At 63.4% G+C, this 16,340-nt stretch carries 17 protein-coding genes; 6 read left to right on the top strand and 11 right to left on the bottom strand.

Annotated features, from left to right (window positions below; genetic code table 11):
* Nucleotides 1-152 precede the first annotated feature (152 nt).
* Nucleotides 153-398 carry a hypothetical protein gene (locus tag API01S_RS29205; RefSeq protein WP_156487122.1) on the top strand — a complete coding sequence of 82 codons (246 nt, stop codon included), beginning with the start codon at nucleotides 153-155 and terminating at the stop codon, nucleotides 396-398.
* A gap of 510 nt (nucleotides 399-908) precedes the next feature.
* On the opposite strand, the gene API01S_RS17765 is transcribed toward API01S_RS29205, so the two are convergent.
* Entirely contained in the window at nucleotides 909-1,175 is a 267-nt protein-coding gene (locus API01S_RS17765) for an isoleucyl-tRNA synthetase (RefSeq protein ID WP_254598609.1), read from the bottom strand.
* 129 nt (nucleotides 1,176-1,304) lie between these two features.
* Between API01S_RS17765 and API01S_RS17760 the strand changes: the two genes are divergently transcribed.
* Complete coding sequence (locus tag API01S_RS17760; protein ID WP_061305538.1) at nucleotides 1,305-2,249, top strand: LysR substrate-binding domain-containing protein; 945 nt, start codon at nucleotides 1,305-1,307, stop codon at nucleotides 2,247-2,249.
* Nucleotides 2,250-2,256: 7 nt separating this feature from the next.
* Here the strand turns inward: API01S_RS17760 and API01S_RS17755 are convergent, their stop codons facing one another.
* A complete protein-coding gene (locus API01S_RS17755; protein WP_061305537.1) occupies nucleotides 2,257-3,774 on the bottom strand; it encodes an acetyl-CoA hydrolase/transferase family protein in 1,518 nt (505 codons plus the stop codon).
* Nucleotides 3,775-4,022: 248 nt separating this feature from the next.
* On the opposite strand from API01S_RS17755, the gene API01S_RS17750 reads away from it, so the two are divergent.
* On the top strand, nucleotides 4,023-4,949 hold the full coding sequence (locus API01S_RS17750; protein ID WP_061305535.1) for a LysR family transcriptional regulator: 927 nt from the start codon (nucleotides 4,023-4,025) through the stop codon (nucleotides 4,947-4,949).
* 227 nt (nucleotides 4,950-5,176) lie between these two features.
* Entirely contained in the window at nucleotides 5,177-7,585 is a 2,409-nt protein-coding gene (locus tag API01S_RS17745; protein WP_061305533.1) for a DUF3772 domain-containing protein, read from the top strand.
* A gap of 9 nt (nucleotides 7,586-7,594) precedes the next feature.
* Here the strand turns inward: API01S_RS17745 and API01S_RS17740 are convergent, their stop codons facing one another.
* The 3 genes from API01S_RS17740 to API01S_RS17730 all read right to left on the bottom strand — a co-directional run bounded on the left by API01S_RS17740 (nucleotide 7,595) and on the right by API01S_RS17730 (nucleotide 9,617).
* A complete protein-coding gene (locus API01S_RS17740) occupies nucleotides 7,595-8,302 on the bottom strand; it encodes a hypothetical protein (protein WP_050731200.1) in 708 nt (235 codons plus the stop codon).
* 44 nt (nucleotides 8,303-8,346) lie between these two features.
* Nucleotides 8,347-8,823, bottom strand: a complete 477-nt coding sequence (locus tag API01S_RS17735; RefSeq protein WP_006220979.1) for a hypothetical protein — start codon at nucleotides 8,821-8,823, stop codon at nucleotides 8,347-8,349.
* A gap of 383 nt (nucleotides 8,824-9,206) precedes the next feature.
* Complete coding sequence (locus tag API01S_RS17730) at nucleotides 9,207-9,617, bottom strand: hypothetical protein (RefSeq protein ID WP_061305525.1); 411 nt, start codon at nucleotides 9,615-9,617, stop codon at nucleotides 9,207-9,209.
* 81 nt (nucleotides 9,618-9,698) lie between these two features.
* Between API01S_RS17730 and API01S_RS17725 the strand changes: the two genes are divergently transcribed.
* Entirely contained in the window at nucleotides 9,699-9,989 is a 291-nt protein-coding gene (locus API01S_RS17725) for an antibiotic biosynthesis monooxygenase family protein (protein WP_006220981.1), read from the top strand.
* 3 nt (nucleotides 9,990-9,992) lie between these two features.
* On the opposite strand, the gene API01S_RS17720 is transcribed toward API01S_RS17725, so the two are convergent.
* The 6 genes from API01S_RS17720 to API01S_RS17695 form a co-directional block, all read right to left on the bottom strand.
* Complete coding sequence (locus tag API01S_RS17720) at nucleotides 9,993-10,352, bottom strand: nucleotide pyrophosphohydrolase (protein ID WP_050731196.1); 360 nt, start codon at nucleotides 10,350-10,352, stop codon at nucleotides 9,993-9,995.
* The gene (locus API01S_RS17715) at nucleotides 10,352-10,978 is read right to left on the bottom strand and encodes a 3'-5' exonuclease (protein WP_006220985.1); all 627 of its coding nucleotides are present in this window, start codon (nucleotides 10,976-10,978) and stop codon (nucleotides 10,352-10,354) included. The genes API01S_RS17720 and API01S_RS17715 overlap by 1 nt, the downstream gene beginning before the upstream one ends.
* Complete coding sequence (locus API01S_RS17710; protein ID WP_061305523.1) at nucleotides 10,975-11,208, bottom strand: DUF1653 domain-containing protein; 234 nt, start codon at nucleotides 11,206-11,208, stop codon at nucleotides 10,975-10,977. The genes API01S_RS17715 and API01S_RS17710 overlap by 4 nt, the downstream gene beginning before the upstream one ends.
* Before the next feature lie 93 nt (nucleotides 11,209-11,301).
* Nucleotides 11,302-12,786: a methyl-accepting chemotaxis protein gene (locus tag API01S_RS17705; protein ID WP_061305521.1), complete on the bottom strand. Its 1,485-nt coding sequence runs from the start codon at nucleotides 12,784-12,786 to the stop codon at nucleotides 11,302-11,304.
* A 527-nt stretch (nucleotides 12,787-13,313) separates the two neighbouring features.
* Nucleotides 13,314-14,024, bottom strand: coding sequence for a glutathione S-transferase (locus tag API01S_RS17700; RefSeq protein ID WP_061305520.1), 711 nt, complete (start codon nucleotides 14,022-14,024; stop codon nucleotides 13,314-13,316).
* A 23-nt stretch (nucleotides 14,025-14,047) separates the two neighbouring features.
* Nucleotides 14,048-15,130 carry a GlxA family transcriptional regulator gene (locus tag API01S_RS17695; protein ID WP_061305518.1) on the bottom strand — a complete coding sequence of 361 codons (1,083 nt, stop codon included), beginning with the start codon at nucleotides 15,128-15,130 and terminating at the stop codon, nucleotides 14,048-14,050.
* 144 nt (nucleotides 15,131-15,274) lie between these two features.
* Here API01S_RS17695 and API01S_RS17690 point away from each other — a divergent pair, with 144 nt between their 5' ends.
* Complete coding sequence (locus API01S_RS17690) at nucleotides 15,275-16,327, top strand: ABC transporter substrate-binding protein (RefSeq protein WP_061305517.1); 1,053 nt, start codon at nucleotides 15,275-15,277, stop codon at nucleotides 16,325-16,327.
* The last annotated feature ends 13 nt before the right edge of the window (nucleotides 16,328-16,340 follow it).

The following is a 16,340-nucleotide window of genomic DNA, read 5'->3' as shown; positions in this document are numbered from 1 at the left end:
CATTGTGCTTGTGATCCGAGACCAAGTTTAACCCCAGGCCCGAAATCACAAGTGCATCGCATCAAGCGCCCACACTTATCGGTTGTTTAATTGTTAAAGAGCGGTACTGCAAATTCGGTACTTCTTACTGCTACGCTGTTCGGCGTTTTGCCTTGCAGCGCTTGCTGTTTTCAGCAGCAGAGAGGCGAGATTATGAAGAAGTTTTTATCGCTTGTCAAGTCAGCGTCGTTTGCTTTCGCACCCTTGCTTTCTTGCCGGCGACCTCTTCAGGTCTGCTCTCTTTAGCAGCTATCGAAACATCAGAACCACCCATTCGGGTAAACCCTAAGTTTTCGGCAACCGCCAAGCCTGAAACTATAACACGACTTTTGCAGATTATGCAACCGGCTCTTGCCTAATTTGCATCCTATCTTGCAACCCCGCCGCTCGCTTTCGCTTTTGGCGACTCTGGAAACCAGAGGTCGGTTACTGCTCAGGTGGCTTGCAATGTTGATCCGGGTAAACCCTTAATCCTCATCACCAGCCAAGCCCAAGACTATAGCACGATTTTTGCAGATTGCGCAACTGGCTTTTGCCTAATTCGCTGCAATCCATGCAATAACCGCTTCGCTGCCATTCCTGGCTGCTTGGCGGCACGCTGGGTAGATTTCCTTGCGGATCACTGCCGTGTGGCCTGTTGCGCTGTCTTGTCTTCGCGGTTCAAAGTGTCTGAACTGCGAAGGAGCGAGACTATAGCACAAGTTTTGCGCCTGTCATGACGGCGACGCAAATATATGGCGGTAGCGCGAGAAGATCGTGCCCCCGTCGCCTGCCCCTCTATATAGAGAGAGAAGCGCCGCGACATCGCGCCCTCTATATATAGAGGGGGTTGTCGTTGAGCGTCAGAGGGAAGATTTCCGGCTCCCACCTCACCAGCGCAAGTAGTCCACGTCGCGCAGACGGGCCAACTGGCGCTCCGCCGTGCTTTCGGAGATCAACCAATCCGGGACACCCATGTCCCGCATGATGCGCGGATCCATTTCCGCGGCCAGATTGCGCAGGCGCGACTGAAGCCGCCACTGACGAAAGGCGGCCCACAGCAGCGAAAACAACCCGGCGCCCGCCGGCAAGTGTGCCGGCCGACCTGACGCTGCGGCTTCATAATGCGAGGATGCGGGGAAAACTGGGGCAGACATGGCGGTCTCCTTGATAAGGACTGAAGTTTTGGTAAGCGTAATCGCCCAAACACCGCATGAAAATCCAATTGTTTTCCACATAATGGTTAGTTAAGCTAACCATTACTCCGCTGACCGATATTTCCCCCCATGCGCCTGCCTCTTAATACCCTGCCCGCTTTTCGTGCCGTGGCCGAACTCCAGAACCTGCGCGCCGCCGCCGAACGCCTGCATCTGACGCACAGCGCGGTCAGCCAGCAGATCAAAGGATTGGAGGAACAGCTGGGATTTCCGCTGTTCGAACGCAGCGGGCGCGGCATCGTCTTGAACAGCGCGGGCGCCGCGCTGCTGTGCAGTGTCCAAAGCGCGCTGGCGCTGCTGGATGAAGGCGTGATGGCCGCTGCCGCCTCGGCCACCGGCAGCGAACAACGGATGCGCGTGTCGGTGCTGCCCTCATTTGCGCAGCGATGGCTACTGCCGCGCATGGCGCGGTGGCGCGCCCGCAACCCGGGGGTGTCGCTGGAGATCGAGACTTCTCAGCAAGTAGTCGATCTGGTGCGGGACGGCTTTCATGCCGCCTTGAGATTTGGCCGTGGCCCGTGGGCGGGCGTCGAATCCGAACCGCTGTTCGACATGCCCCTGCCTTTGATTGCGCTGGCCTCGCCGGAAACGGCGGCCTCGCTTGAAGACAACTCGCCCGAAACGCTAGCCCGCCAGCCCTTACTGGGTGAACGCGAAATGTGGCAACACTGGTTCAACGCGGCAGGCCTGAACACGCCCGTTACCCCGGTGGCAACGTTCAACGACGCCAGCATGATGCTGCAAGCCGCCGAGCAAGGATTGGGAATCACCCTGGGCCGTGAGTTGCTCGCGGCCGATGCGCTATGCGCGGGCCGGCTGGTGCGCGTGTCGCCAATGAGCGTCCATTATGAACAGACGCAAACCTATCACTTGGTTTACCCGCCCAGCCTGCGCGACTGGGCGCCGCTGGTCGCGCTGAAAGAGTGGCTGCACGAAGAGCTGGAGCGTTCGCGCTGCGCCCTGGTCACGCCGATCCCCGACAGGGACGGCGAACCGGCCGCAGGCGAACCCTGAATCAAATTCAAGCCGCCTTGCGCGTGGCCGGCTTATCAGCGTGCATCGAATCCGTTTCGTTAAAACGCTGGTGCCACGAGAACGCCTCTTCCAGCAGATGCGGGGTTTGCCCGCCGCGTTGGCAAGCACGGTCGAAATAATCTTGCAGCGCCGCACGGTAGGACGGATGCACGCAATGCTGGATGATGGCGCGCGCGCGTTCACGCGGCGCCAGTCCGCGCAGGTCGGCCAGGCCGCACTCCGTGACCAGCACGTCCACATCGTGCTCCGTGTGGTCCACGTGGGACACCATCGGCACAACGCTTGAAATATCGCCGTTCTTGGCCATCGACTTCGACACGAAAATGGCCAGATGTGCGTTGCGCGCGAAATCGCCCGAGCCGCCAATCCCGTTCATCATGTGCGTGCCGCCGACATGCGTGGAATTCACGTTGCCGTAAATATCGAACTCTAAAGCGGTGTTGATGGCGATGATGCCCAAGCGGCGAACGATTTCCGGCGCGTTGCTGATCTCTTGCGGACGCAACACGATGCGCTCTCGATAATGCGCGAGGTTCGCCAGGATCTTGTCGTACACCGGCTTGGACACGGTAATCGACGAGGCCGACGCGAACGCCAATTTGCCCTGATCCAGCAGCTCGATGGCGCTGTCTTGCAGCACTTCCGAGTACATCGTCAATTGCTCGAAGTCCGACGACTCGAACCCATGCAGCACGGCGTTGGCGATGGTTCCGATGCCCGCCTGCAAAGGCAGCAGCGCATTGCTCAGGCGACCGGCGTCAACTTCCGCGCGCAGGAACGTATTGATGTGGCCGGCGATCGCATTGGTTTCGTCGTCGGGCGGCAAGGCATTGGACGGGCTGTCCGGCTCGTGCGTGATCACAATCGCCGCGATCTTGTCCGGGTCGACTTCGATAAACGGTTGACCGATGCGCTGGTCGGGCGACACCAAGCCGATGGGCTGACGCGCGGGGCGGTCCGCCGGTTCATAGATGTCGTGCAATCCTTCGATGGCTGCCGGCACGCCGACGTTCAGCTCGATGATGATCTTGTCGGCCTGGCGCGCGAACGATGCGGAATTACCCACCGACATCGTCGGCACGATGCCGCCCGTCTCCGTAATGGCGGCCGCTTCGATGATGGCAACGTTGATCGGCCCCAGATGCCCGGCGCGCAATTGCTCCACGGTTTCGGACAGATGCTGGTCGATGAAGGCAATGTCGCCCTGATTGATCTTGCGCCGCAACGTGGTGTCGACCTGGAACGGCATGCGGCGCGTCAACGCATTGGCCTGCGCCAGCATCTTGTCGGTGTCATGTCCCAACGACGCGCCCGTGATCAGCGTGATCGCAAGCGGCTCGCGCTCGGCGCGGCGGGCCAGGGCGGCCGGCACGGATTTACAGTCGCCTGCGCGCGTGAACCCGCTCATTCCCACAGTCATGCCGTCCTTGACCAGCAGTGCCGCCTTGTCGGCGGACGTGATCTTGTCGAGCAGCCCGGGATGGCGAATACGGTCGAGATGCATGGTGTCTCCAGATTTAAAGGCCAGCGGCTTGCGGCCGGACGCGGCGATGACGTCATTGCGCGTCCGGGCGCCGTCTGACGCGGCGTTTCCCGATGTCCCGAAGCAAGCGCACGCCTGCCCCGCGACGAATTTTCCGCAGTATAGGAAGGCGCGCTTAAATCTCGTAATGACTTAAAATCATGCGAATCAGTCGTTTTTTTCATCGTTTGAATTGTCATTGCGCGCGCAAGCGCCGGGAGCCTGCCGCCATGGACGTGCGCGCATTGCGGTATTTCGTGGAAACCGTCAGACACGCCAGCTTCACGCAGGCCGCCAAAACCCTGTTCGTGACGCAGTCCACCGTCAGCAAGATGATTCGCCAGCTGGAAGAAGAAGCCGGCACGCCGCTCTTGATCCGCGATGGACACACCGCCCGGCCCACCGACACCGGCCGCGTCATGTACCAACGCGGTTTGCAGGTCTTGGACACCATGCGGCAACTGAACGAAGAAATGCGCCAGACCGCCGACCTGCGGCGAGGCGCGCTGGAAGTCGGCATTCCTCCCATGATCAATCTGCTGTTCACGCCGGTCGTCAAGCGCTTCCGGGAATTGCATCCCGGCATACACCTGACCTTGCGCGAGGGCACGGGGCAAGCCGTAGAAGGCCTGGTGGCCAGCGGCGAACTCGAAGTCGGCGCGACCATTTTGCCGATTGCGCCCGACGGCGGAATGGCCGCGCAGCCCTTTGGCAGCTACCCGATCTGGGTGATCGGCCCGCCAGATGCGCCATGGGCCGGCAAGACTTCCCTGCCGCTCAATGCGCTGCGCGATGCGCGGCTGCTGATTCCCACCGATGACTTCGCCATCACGCGGCGACTACGCCAGGCCTTTGCCGACGCCGGGTTTCAACCCAGCATCGCCGCCCAGAGCGCGCATTGGGACTTCCTGGTGGCGATGGCGTCGGCCGGGCTGGGCGTGGCGCTGCTGCCCGAACCCCTGATGCAGCGCATGAAAACGCGCGGCCTGAGCACCGCCAAGCTGGCCAAGTCCGGCATGCAGTGGGAAGTGGGCCATATCTGGCTGCAATCGGGCTACCTGTCGTTCGCCGCGCGGGCGTGGCTGGACGTGTGCGACGCGGTGCTGGGCAAGCCCAAAAAGCCGGTCGCACGAGGCCTGGCGCCGCGCCGCAGTTGAATCCAAACGTTGGCCTGGTAAGCGGATTTACGCAGGGCCGGCCGGGCATCGACCGCGCCCAGCGAGTCCCACAGACCCGACCCTGTTTCTCGCCCGGCACCCGGCCGCCCCCACCGCCACCATCCGCCGCATCAAAAACCAGGGACGTAGCGTGATTTTTGTTGCAACGGGCCGGGCCACGGCTTGTTATGCTGCCGCCTCGACGCGAGTGTCTCGCCCCCCGGAATATGAACCACATCCCTGCCCTGTTTCTGGCCAGCGCCCGCCACTGGCGCACGTCCTGGTTCGCCGCCCTGATCGCGGCGATGATGTTGTCGTTTTGCTTGTCGGCCGCCTACGCCGCGCCGCCGCAGAACCCCGCGGAAACCGAAACGCTGCTGGCCGCCGCCCGCAAGCAGATCGATGAGATCCGCAAGCACATCAGCGACGAAACCGATGATGCCGCGCTGGTCAAGCAACGCGGCGACGCCCTCGATATCCAATCCAAGGCCGACGCGGCCACCGAAGCGCTGACGCCGCAGCTGGCCAGCGTCACCGCCCGCTTGAGCGAATTGGGCGCTCCGCCGGAAGGCGCCAAGGAAGCGCCCGACGTGGCGGCGCAGCGCGCGCAATTGGAAAAGAACAGTCGCGCGCTGGACGCACAGATCAAGCTGGCGCGGCTGCTGTCGGTGGATGCCGGCCAGACCGCCGAACAGATCTCCGCGCAGCGGCGCACGCAGTTCCAGGCGCGCATGGGCGAACGCCGCGATTCCTTCCTGTCGAGCCAGTTCTGGACCGAATTCCGCGCTGAATTTCCGCGCGATCTTGAACGGCTGGAAGCGCTTGGCGACGATTTGTCCACTGCCGTCGGCCAGACGCCGAAGTGGGGCTGGCTGCTATTGAGCGCTGCGGCAGCCTTCGTCATCGCGTTGCGAATCTGGATCGGCCGGCTGATCCTGCGGCTGACCGCTACCCGCGTGCCGCCCGGCCGGCTGCGCCGTTCCTTCCTGGCCGTGGCGCAGGTGATGCTGTCGGTGGCGACGCCCGGCGTCATCGCCCTGCTGATCCATACCGGCCTGGACTGGAATTCGCAGCTCTCGGACAACACCGCCGCGCTGCTGGCGACGCTGGTGGCCACCGTCTGTTTTGGCGGGTATGTGTCGGGGCTGGGCAATGCACTGTTCTCGCGCAGCCGTCCGTCCTGGCGCTTGCCGCCCATCAGCGACGTGGTCGCCGCGCGGCTGCATTGGTTGCCCAATGTTCTGGGCACGCTGGTGGTAATGATCTGGCTGGCCGAGCGCCTGCCCGTCCTGCTTAACGCCAGCCTGACCACAACCATCACGCTGACCGGTATCGTGGCCGTGCTGATCATGGCGACCATGAGCACGGTGCTGGCCATCAGCCGCCGCTTGCGCCGCCAGTTCATTCAGGAAAGCGACGCGCCCGCCCCCTTCTGGGTGTCGCTGCTGCTGGGCACCGTGTGGGCCGTGCTGATCCTGGGCATGGCCAGCCTGCTGGCCGGCTACGTGGCGTTCGGCGCGTTCCTGGCCAAGCAGGTGCTGTGGGTCCTGATCGTGATGGCGTCGGCCTATCTGTTGTCGACCCTGATCGAGGACGGTTTCAGCACCTTGCTGGGCACGTCCCACCGCGAAGGCGAGCGCGATGGCCCCAGCCTGCGCGACCAGGCGGCCGTGCTGCTTTCGGGCGTGGGCCGCGTGGCGGTCGGCTTGCTCGCCATCATTTTGCTGCTCGCGCCGTTCGGCGAAGGGCCGATGGACCTGCTGCAACGATTCGACCAACTGCGCAAGGGCCTGGCGATCGGTGAAGCGCAGATCCGGCCGGGCGCCGTATTGCAGGCGCTGCTGGTGCTGGCCTTGTCGCTACTCAGCGTGAAGGTGCTCAAGCGCTGGCTGTCGAACCGTTACCTGCCCACGACCGAGCTGGATCCCGGCATGCAGCTGTCGGCGGCCACGCTGTTTGGCTATGCGGGCTTCGTGATCGCTTTTGCTCTGTCCTTGTCCGCCGCCGGCATCGGGCTGGAACGCGTGGCGTGGATTGCCAGCGCGCTGTCGGTCGGTATCGGTTTTGGCCTGCAAGCCGTTGTGCAGAACTTCGTGTCCGGGTTGATCCTGCTGGCCGAACGGCCGGTCAAGGTAGGCGACTGGGTGTCGCTGGGCGGCGTCGAAGGCGACATCCTGCGCATCAACGTGCGCGCCACCGAGATCCAGATGGGCGACCGTTCCACTGTGATCGTCCCGAACTCCGAATTCGTGACCAAGACCGTGCGCAACGTCACCCGCTCCAATCCGCTTGGCCTGGTGCAGATCAAATTGCCGCTGCCGCTGTCGACGGACGCCGAAGCGGTGCGCGAACTGATGCTGCAAGCCTTCGCCGACCACGAAGACGTGCTGGACACCCCCGCCCCCAATGTGTTCCTGGACGGCCTGGAAAACGGCCATCTGATCTTCAACGCCAAGGGTTATGTGTCGTCGCCACGCGCGGCCTATGGCGTGCGCAGCGCATTGTTGTTCACTGTCCTCAAGCGCCTGCACGACGCCGGCCTTGAGGTGTCCTCGCCCCCCACCATGCTGCTGGCCGCTGCGCCGCCCGGTCCCGTGGAGCCCACCGGGGCGGTCGCGCCGCCGCCCTCGGCGTAGACGCCCGCCTCATCCCGGCGAATACAGGTCGGCGAAGCGCTGGCTTTCCAGGCGCGGATTTCGCAGGGGCGGCGCGGCCAGCGCGGTCGTTTGCGCCGTCTGCACAGGCATCGCCTGCAAGGCGGCCGTACTCGTGGCCGGACGCAGTTGCGCCTGGGGCTGGACGGGCGCGGCGGGTGCGCCGGCGGTGGTTGTGGTCGGCGCCGTCTGGGCCACCGCCGTCGTGTCGAAACGGTGATCGGCCGTCGTCAGGGCGGGATTGGTGCACAAGCCCTGCGCGACCAACGCCGCCTTGGTGCGGTCATCCGTCTGACACAGGATGTCGATGGCCGCCGTTTCCAGCCGGCGCGAACGGTCAGCGTCCTTGGTCGAAGCGGCCGCCTGCATCGTGCGCTCGAAATTGCGCCGCAAGCTGCACTTCTGGTCTTCGATCGGAATCGCCACGTTCATGCCGAAGCCCACCACGGACCCGCCACCACCGGCGGACACCATGCAGCTGTCGGACGAAAACGACCCGTAGAAACTCTGGCCTCCCACCGGGGGCACCGTCTTGACGGTGCTGGATCCGCTGTTGTTCGAGTTCAGCGTGATGCCCTGGTTGTTGCCGGCGTTGGTTGATCCCGACGATGCAGACGTCGTGGAACTTGAATTGCTGGTCTGGGCGACGGCCGTGCCGGCCGCGAGCGACAGCGTGATTGCAAACACGATTTTCTTCATGATGTCCCCTCGACCGGACGGCCGGAGCCGTCCGGAAAATCGGGTCAGCGATTGAAGCCGCCAACGTGACCCATCGATCCCACACCGCCAATCGCCCCGAATGCGCCGATGTTGGCGGACGCGAAGGTACCCGAGGCAGAGGCCTTGGTTTCCGTCTGTCCAAACGAAGCGCCGCCGTTGGCGATGCTGTCGCCGACCATGATCGGGGCGTTGCCCGACACGTGGCCATAGGTTTCGCTGGTGGCGTATTGCCGCGTGCTGGTCACCACGGTGGTGCCATCCCGATTGAAAGTTCCGCCGACTTGCGCCACGCCGCCCGTTTCGCCAAACGAGGTCTGGCTGGACGAGCCGTAGCCGTTGACCTGGGTGGCCACGACGGAACTGCCGTTCGAGATGGATGAAGCCGTGCCATTGATCGTGCCGGCGTGGCCGGTGATCGACGCGGAAGGCATGTTTGGACCGCTGGCGTAAGCCGAGGCGGCAAACAAAGAGAGGGCTGCGACGACTGCGAGCTTTTTCATTTGAGCTCCTCCTGATCCGTTTCATACGGATGCTCAGGTACCGGTGGCCTACCGGCGCGGACCGCTACGCATGCCCGGCGCCAGAAACATCGGGCTTGGGGCTTTCGTATTGGTACGGAATGATTGCTCCGACCTAGGCTCGTCGATATCGGCTAAACGGGGGACCGTGTCTGAGTGGAGGGCGTCAAACGCAGGTAGCGCACCGCGCGAATGGCGGGCTGGCAAGCGTCAGGCCATGCGTATGGCGGAAGAAAGTCGCAGTCGCGCACGGCCCGCGTGAACGTCGCTTCAGCTGTAAGGATGGCGCGCGGCCTGGCCGGCTCGGGCAAGGGGCCTAGCGCGCACGGGCAGGGCCAACGCGTTGATGACCTTTAGGCTTACTGTCAGCCTTGTGACAATCGCACAAGCGCGAAGCATTGCAGCGCTTCGCGGCGCGCCAGCCAAAGGTCGCCCCCGACCAGCAGCAGCAGGAAGCCGCACTCGGCCAGATCCAGGTTGGCCAGCGAATGGTAGCTGGCCAACAGCGCAATGCCCGTCGCCGCAGCCAGCCACGCCGGCCAGGCAGGCAGCGGCTCGTCGCCGCTGGGCAGAGGCCCGCGACCGATGCAGATCCATGCCATCAGCGGCAGGCACAGCATCGACAGGGGAATGTAGATGGCAATCGCGGAAAGCAGCACGGCCACGCCAAATTGCGTGTGCAGGGACAAGGCCATGAGGGCGATGACGCCAATGCCCACGTACCACAGCAGGCGAGGGGCAAGAAGACGAGTCAGGACGACGGCTCGGGAATTCATGTACGGGCTGCGAAGAAATTTTCAGCCATACTACTCCGGCCGGCCAGGCCTTACCTGGCCCCATTTAATTGGAGACTCGTCATGATCCAGGAAATTGCCAGCATTCACGTTCGGGAAGGCCAGGAAGCGCTGTTCGAAGCGGGCGTCGCCGAGGCCAAGCCGCTGTTCCTGCGCGCCCGTGGATGCCACGGCATGGAACTGCACCGCAGCATCGAGCAACCGCAGCGCTACACCTTGGTAGTGGCGTGGGAAACGGTCGAAAACCATATGGTCGACTTCCGCGAATCCGCCGACTTTCAGGAATGGCGCAAGCTGGTGGCGGGCTTTTTCGTCGAGCCGCCGATGGTGCATCACGAACAGCAGGTGATCTGACGCTCAGTCCTGGCCGGGCGGATCGTCGTACTTGCGGGCGCTGCCCGCAAATCGGTCCGCCGGATATTTCCGGGCGTTCTTTTCCATCTTGCGCGCCACCGCATCGGCGATGTCGATGCCTAGCTGATCCGCCAGCGCCACCAGGTACATCTGCACGTCGGCGATCTCGTCGGCCACGTCCTCCCGCCGCTGCGGAGACAGTGCGCGCGACTCGGCTTCGGTCAGCCACTGAAACAACGACACCAGCTCGCCGGCTTCCCCCGACAAAGCCATCGCCAGGTTCTTGGGCGAATGAAAGGGCTGCCAATCCCGTTCGCGGCTGAATTCGCGCAGCGCCAGCTTGATGTGCTCAAGGTCCGACATCACGCCTGCCCTGCCAGCGCCAGCCGCGCATTGGCCGCCAAGGCCACGGCAACGGTGGTGCGCACGTCGGCCAGCGCCCGGTGAGTGGGGTTCGATGCGCCCACATGACGCGCCAGAATATCCAGCTTGTGCGAAGGCAATTCAGGCCAGGCGCGCCGCGCCAGCGCCAGCGTGCAGTGGGTGGCGTTCGCAAACGGCATGCCGGTACGATCGGCCGCCGCGCCCAGGAACCGTCGGTCGAAAGAGGCGTTATGAAAGAACACCGGCAGGTCTTCGACAAATTCCAGGAAAGATGAAAACGCCTGCATCACCGGCACGCCGTGACGGTCGACTTCGGCCTGTGTGATGCCGGTCAGCCGGGTGATGAAGGACGGCACGGGCGCAGCCGTTCGCACGACTTGCGTGTATTCGCGCGCCAGGGTGCCGCAGGTTTCGACGCGCACGGCCGCAAATTCCAGGATCTCGCAGGTGGCGGTGGAAAGGCCGGTGGTTTCCAAGTCGGCCACGATGAACGGGCCGCGCAACGCTTGCAGCGCCGAGGCCAGGGCGGCCGAGGCCTGCGTCTTGCTGGCGCTCGCGCGCGTAGCCGTCGCTCCGGTGCGTGGGCGTCGCTGATAGAACGTCACGGCGTCTGGACCCCGGCGTTCAAGGGCGCAAAGCGGGGCGCCCCATCCGGCAACTGACCAAAGAACAGCGACGCCGGACGCACCCACAGGCCGCGCTCGTGCGGCCACAGGTGTTCATACACCACCATCGATTCCTCGGTTTCGGAATGGCGGGCCGTGCCCACATACAGATAAAGACCGCCTTTGTAATGGCGGTGCGAGGCAAGAGCCAGGGCTTCGGATTCAGTCATGGACGGTGGCCGCAAAAAAATCGACCTGGGCGGGAATGCTCCGGCCCAGGCCTGGGATTCAGACAACCGTCTTTATAGCGCACTCACACGGCATCAGTAGCGCACGTATTCCAGCACCGGCGGCGGGGGCAGCGTTGAATTTGCCGCGGGACGCGCGCGCACGGTGGCGGCCACCGGCCTGACCACGGCCACGGGCGCGTGGCCCGAACGCGCGGCCTCGGCGTCCGCGGCTGCCTGCGTCGCACGCAAGGTCTGTTCGGCTTCAGCCGTCATCTGCGTGATGTCCTGCGTCACGCCGCCCAGCTTGGCCGACTGCGCCAGTGACACATTCACCACTTCCGCCATGATTTCCGTGACGCGGCGCGACGAGGACACGATGTCCTCCATGGTGACGCCGGCCGACTGCACCTGCCCCGCGCCGCTTTCGATCTGCTCGACGGACGTGGTGATCAAGCCCTTGATTTCCTTGGCGGCGGCGGCGCTGCTTTGCGCCAGGCTGCGAACCTCGGCCGCGACCACCGCAAAGCCCTTGCCATGCGCGCCGGCGCGGGCCGCCTCGACCGCCGCGTTCAACGCCAGGATGTTGGTCTGGAAAGCGATGCCATCCATGACGCCGATGATTTCCGATATGCGGCGCGAGCTTTCCGTAATGGCGCCCATGGTGTGCACCACGCCCTGCACGGTCTTGCCGCCCTGCTCGGCGACCTTGCTGGCATCCAGCGCCAAGGCGTTGGCCTGGCTGGCGCGCTCGGCGTTTTCGGTCAGGCCCTGGACGGCGACGCGCAAGGTCTGCGCGGCGGTAAATCGCTTGGTGATGTCGGTGGCGAACTTCACCACCTTGAACGGCCGACCCTCGGCATCGAAGATCGGGTTATAGCTGGCTTCGATCCAGACCTGGCGGCCGCCCTTGCCGATGCGCAAATACTGACCGGTGTCGTACTGGCCATTGCGCAGCTTGCGCCAGAAGTCCTTGTAGGCAGCGCCGCGCGCTTCTTCCGGGCGCACGAACATACTGTGATGCTTGCCTTCCACCTCGGACGCCTGATAGCCCACCGTTTTCAAAAACAGATCGTTGGCGCGGATGATGGTGCCATCGAGTTCGAATTCGATAATGGCCTGCACTTTCGAAATCGCCGCCAACTGCCCTTCGGTATCCGCCTGGCGCTGTTGCTGGTCGGTAATGTCGGTAGCGTATTTGACGACCTTGAGCGGCCGCCCGCGTTTATCGAAGATGGGGTTGTAGGACGCTTGCAGCCAGACGTCGTCGCCGTTCTTCTTCACGCGGCGATAGCGCCCGGCGTCGTAGGCGCCCTGGCCCAGCTTGTACCAAAAGGCCCCGTACTCGGCGGACTCGCGTTCTTCAGGATCCACGAACAAGCCGTGATGCTGGCCCAGGATTTCGTCCAGCGTATAACCCATCGTGTCCAGGAAATTCTGATTCGCCATGAGCACGTGGCCCTGCAAATCGAATTCGATGACGGCCTGGGCTTTATGAATGGCCGATATCTGGCCATACAGTTCTGCCTTCTGCATGCCGCGATTCGCTCCGAACAACCGGCCTAGTGTGATCCATTGCATGTGGCTTCTCCTGCCAGGATGGGACGACGTGCTGACGATGACCGAAAGGTAACTTTCAAACCCGTACCGACTGGCGCGTCCCAACTTGGCCTGAATAATGCACGCCGCGCCGCATGCACTACTCCGTTTGCCCGCCGCCCCAGCGGCGACGAAACCTGGACAAAACGATAAACCGTTCAGAATGTATCTAGTCGAAAATATTAATCCTATAAATGTACGTTTCTCAACCTTTTGAAGTGTGTCGCGCAAAAAAATCCGTGGCCGACGGATTAACCAGGGATTAGTTATATCCGTGTTAACCCGGTGTCACCCGCGTTACCGGGCAGCCACATTCTCGATAATGAAAAAAGCCGGCCCCACGCGTGGAACCGGCCCTATCGTTAATAATTCTTGATCAGGAAAAAGACATCCATCTCTTATAAAAATAATTCTGGAATGTCATTTAACTTAAGCGGCTTGTCAGTCGTTAAGGGCGAAAACTGCTGCATTTACAGAGCGTCGCCCGCGCCGCCATCGCTACCCTCCCATCACGGCGCATCCAGCTCTCGATACTGGCGGAATATGCATTCGCCGAAGGGCAGGCGCCTGCCGCTGGAAAAATACGGCTGCAATTCCGGCAGCGCCGCCACTCGGGCATGCAACGCCATCACGTTCGGATAATGCGAGGCCACCGTGCCCATGCGCTTCGGAAACGCATACAGCAGCCCGTCCACCAGATGAAAAAGCGAAAGATCCACGTAAGTCCAACGCTCGCCGTCCGCCAACCAGGCCGACGTGCCGGCCAGCACGCGTTCGAAATAAGACAGGAATTTTGGAATGCGTTCTTCGCGGAAGCTGCGGGCGCGGCGCGCGGCCTCGCCTTTTTGGTCTTCGTAATAATCGCTCGATGAAACGGGATGGTGGGTATCGTGCGCCTCGGTCACCATGTCGGCGATGGTCAGCTGCAATTGGTTGACCCACAAACGGCCTTCAAGGGAATCGGGCGCCAGGCCGTGCTTTTCCCCCAGAAAAAGCAGAATGTTCGCGGTTTGCCCCAACGTCATCTCGTCCGCCACCAGGTACGGCGGCGCGAATGGCGGATGCGCACGCTCGGCACGCATGTCGGCAATCAACGCATCATCAGAGGCGCCCGGCTCGCGCGCCCGCTCCCGGTAGGGAATACCTCCGGCCTCAAGCGCCAGGCGGACGAATTCACCGCGTCCGGGTATGGATTCCCAATACCAAAGGTCATAGGTCATGCCGTCTCCTTGCGGGGGCGGGCTCAGGCAGGCAAACCCTCAACGCTGCCTTCTTGCCCTTGGGTTTGCAGGCCTTGGGCCTGTTGATACTGACGCGGGGACAATCCAAAGTGCGCGCGAAAATCGCGGGAAAAATGCGCACCGTCCGCGAACCCGCAGTCCAACGCAATCTGCGTGATGCTGCAAGGATTATTCAGCAACAACCAGCTTCCATATTCCAATCGCAGCTGCCGCTGGAACGCCATCGGGGATTTGCCCGTCGCCAGCCGGAATGCGCGTTCCAGTTGCCGGCGTCCCACGCCGACATAGCGGGCAATGGCATCCAGCGGCGGCGGATTATCAATGCGCTGTTCGATGAAGTGCGCGGCCTGGCGCACGCGCAGGTCCTGGATGCCGGACAGATCGGTGCGGAAATGCGCCTGCGGCACCTTCCCCGGGCGCACGCCTTGCAACATCATGTGCCGCATGGCCTGCTGCGCCTTGTCCCGGCCGCAATGCCGCGCCACCAGATACAACGCCAGGTCGATGGCCGCCGTGGAGCCGGCGCATGAAATCAAATCGCCTTCGTCCACGAACAGCCGGTCCACCACCGCGCGCGTGTCGGGGAAGCGTTCACGGAAGGCGTCCAGCACGTTCCAGTGCACGCAGACGGTGCGCGGGCCGACCACATCGGCCTGGGCCAGTGCGAAGGTGCCCGTGCAGATGCCCAGCAGGCGCACGCGCCGCGCCGCCGCCAGCCGCAGCCAATCGCGCAGCACGTCAGGCATGCGGCCGTTGATGTAGTCATTGCCGCCGCAGACGGCCACGTAGTCGAATTCGGCGGGGTCGGCGGGCAGGCCGTCGGCTACGTCGATCGTCAGCCCGGCGCTTGCGCGGCGCGGCTTGCCGTCCCAGCTCATGACGCGCCAGGACGTGTGGATCTGCCGGCTGCGTCCGCCGTGGTCACCCGCCAGGCGCAGCACGTCCACCAAGCCGGCGAAAGCAGCCAGCGTGAACTGGTCCATCAACACGATGCCGACGTTCAGTGCGGGTTTTTCCCGAGGCAGCGCATCGTCGGGCCCCTCATAGGAGGACGACGCATCGGTGGGGTTGTCGGCGGGTTTCATGACGCAATTATTCAAGTTTTTGACCCGAGCCTTCAAGCTCGTTTTCCCGCGCATCGCCCAAGATGCACCTATGGCGATGTCTGCAAGCGCATCAATGCCTCAGACTTGGACGACACGCCAACAAATCGACAAGGGGAATCCATAATGGCAACACTTACTCGCAGCGCAGGGGCCGCCGCCTTGATGGGCGCCGGCCTGATGTTGGCCGGGCCGGTCGGCGCGCAGGAACAGAAGATCACCGTCGCCTGGTACGGCGGCAACTGGGGCGACGCGTTTCGGACTTGCGTCGCCGAGCCCTACACCAAGGCCACGGGCGTCAAGGTCGTGCCGGAAGTCGGCACGTCCACGACGACGCTCGCCAAGCTGCAACAGCAAAAGAACGCCCCCACGATCGACGTGGCGTGGATGGACGGCGGCATCAGCGAACTGGCGGCGCAGGCCGGCGTGCTGGACACGCTGGACCCGGCCGCCATCCCCAACATGAAAAACGTCATTGACCAGGGCGTCTATCGCAACGGCGACGCGGCCTACGCCGTGAGCACGGGCTATTACTCGCTGGGCATCACCTACAACACCAAGGAAGTGCCGCAGGCCCCGACCAGCTGGAAAGACTTGTGGAAGCCCGAGTACGCCGGCGCGGTAGCCGTGCCCTCGCCCGCGAATTCCTCCGGCGTGCCCTTCGTATTCTTCCTGGCGCGCGTCTGGGCGATCGACCCGTCCAACCTGGCGCCGCTCTACGCCAAGCTCGCCTCGCTGGACACGGCGCTGTTCTTTGACAGCTCGGGCGCGGCCAGCAACGCCTACCAAAGCGGCGAAGCCATCATCGGCGCGCACTTCAACGTGGGCGCATGGGACCTGATCGACAAGGGCCTGCCTATCGGCTTCGCGGTGCCCAAGGAAGGCGCCTGGACGACCGACGCGCGCCTGCACCTGGTCAAGGGCGGCCCCAACGCGGCCGCCGCCAGGAAGTTCATCGACACCGCGCTGACGCCCGACGCCGCCGCGTGCCTGGCGACTCGCCTGTACCTGGGCCCGGCCGTCAAGGACGTGCAGGTGTCGCCGGACGTGGCCCGCAAGCTCCCATGGGGCGCCGAAGGCTCGGTCAAGAACCTCAGCCTCTTCGACTGGAACCTCATCAACAGCCGCCGCGCGGAAGTGACCGACGCGTGGAACCGCCAGGTCGCCCGCAAGCGCTAGGCCGGGGTCGCAC

The sequence above is a fragment of the Achromobacter piechaudii NBRC 102461 genome (assembly GCF_001571245.1).
Lineage (GTDB): Bacteria > Pseudomonadota > Gammaproteobacteria > Burkholderiales > Burkholderiaceae_B > Achromobacter > Achromobacter piechaudii.
The sequence above is the reverse complement of the archived record's forward strand: the minus strand, read 5'-3'. Positions and strand labels throughout refer to the sequence as shown.

Coding starts and splice junctions, on each gene's coding strand:
- API01S_RS17765 (WP_254598609.1), bottom strand. CDS start 1,175: ATGTCTGCCCCAGTTTTCCCCGCATCCTCGCATTATGAAGCCGCAGCG.
- API01S_RS17760 (WP_061305538.1), top strand. CDS start 1,305: ATGCGCCTGCCTCTTAATACCCTGCCCGCTTTTCGTGCCGTGGCCGAA.
- API01S_RS17755 (WP_061305537.1), bottom strand. CDS start 3,774: ATGCATCTCGACCGTATTCGCCATCCCGGGCTGCTCGACAAGATCACG.
- API01S_RS17750 (WP_061305535.1), top strand. CDS start 4,023: ATGGACGTGCGCGCATTGCGGTATTTCGTGGAAACCGTCAGACACGCC.
- API01S_RS17745 (WP_061305533.1), top strand. CDS start 5,177: ATGAACCACATCCCTGCCCTGTTTCTGGCCAGCGCCCGCCACTGGCGC.
- API01S_RS17740 (WP_050731200.1), bottom strand. CDS start 8,302: ATGAAGAAAATCGTGTTTGCAATCACGCTGTCGCTCGCGGCCGGCACG.
- API01S_RS17735 (WP_006220979.1), bottom strand. CDS start 8,823: ATGAAAAAGCTCGCAGTCGTCGCAGCCCTCTCTTTGTTTGCCGCCTCG.
- API01S_RS17730 (WP_061305525.1), bottom strand. CDS start 9,617: ATGAATTCCCGAGCCGTCGTCCTGACTCGTCTTCTTGCCCCTCGCCTG.
- API01S_RS17725 (WP_006220981.1), top strand. CDS start 9,699: ATGATCCAGGAAATTGCCAGCATTCACGTTCGGGAAGGCCAGGAAGCG.
- API01S_RS17720 (WP_050731196.1), bottom strand. CDS start 10,352: ATGTCGGACCTTGAGCACATCAAGCTGGCGCTGCGCGAATTCAGCCGC.
- API01S_RS17710 (WP_061305523.1), bottom strand. CDS start 11,208: ATGACTGAATCCGAAGCCCTGGCTCTTGCCTCGCACCGCCATTACAAA.
- API01S_RS17705 (WP_061305521.1), bottom strand. CDS start 12,786: ATGCAATGGATCACACTAGGCCGGTTGTTCGGAGCGAATCGCGGCATG.
- API01S_RS17700 (WP_061305520.1), bottom strand. CDS start 14,024: ATGACCTATGACCTTTGGTATTGGGAATCCATACCCGGACGCGGTGAA.
- API01S_RS17695 (WP_061305518.1), bottom strand. CDS start 15,130: ATGAAACCCGCCGACAACCCCACCGATGCGTCGTCCTCCTATGAGGGG.
- API01S_RS17690 (WP_061305517.1), top strand. CDS start 15,275: ATGGCAACACTTACTCGCAGCGCAGGGGCCGCCGCCTTGATGGGCGCC.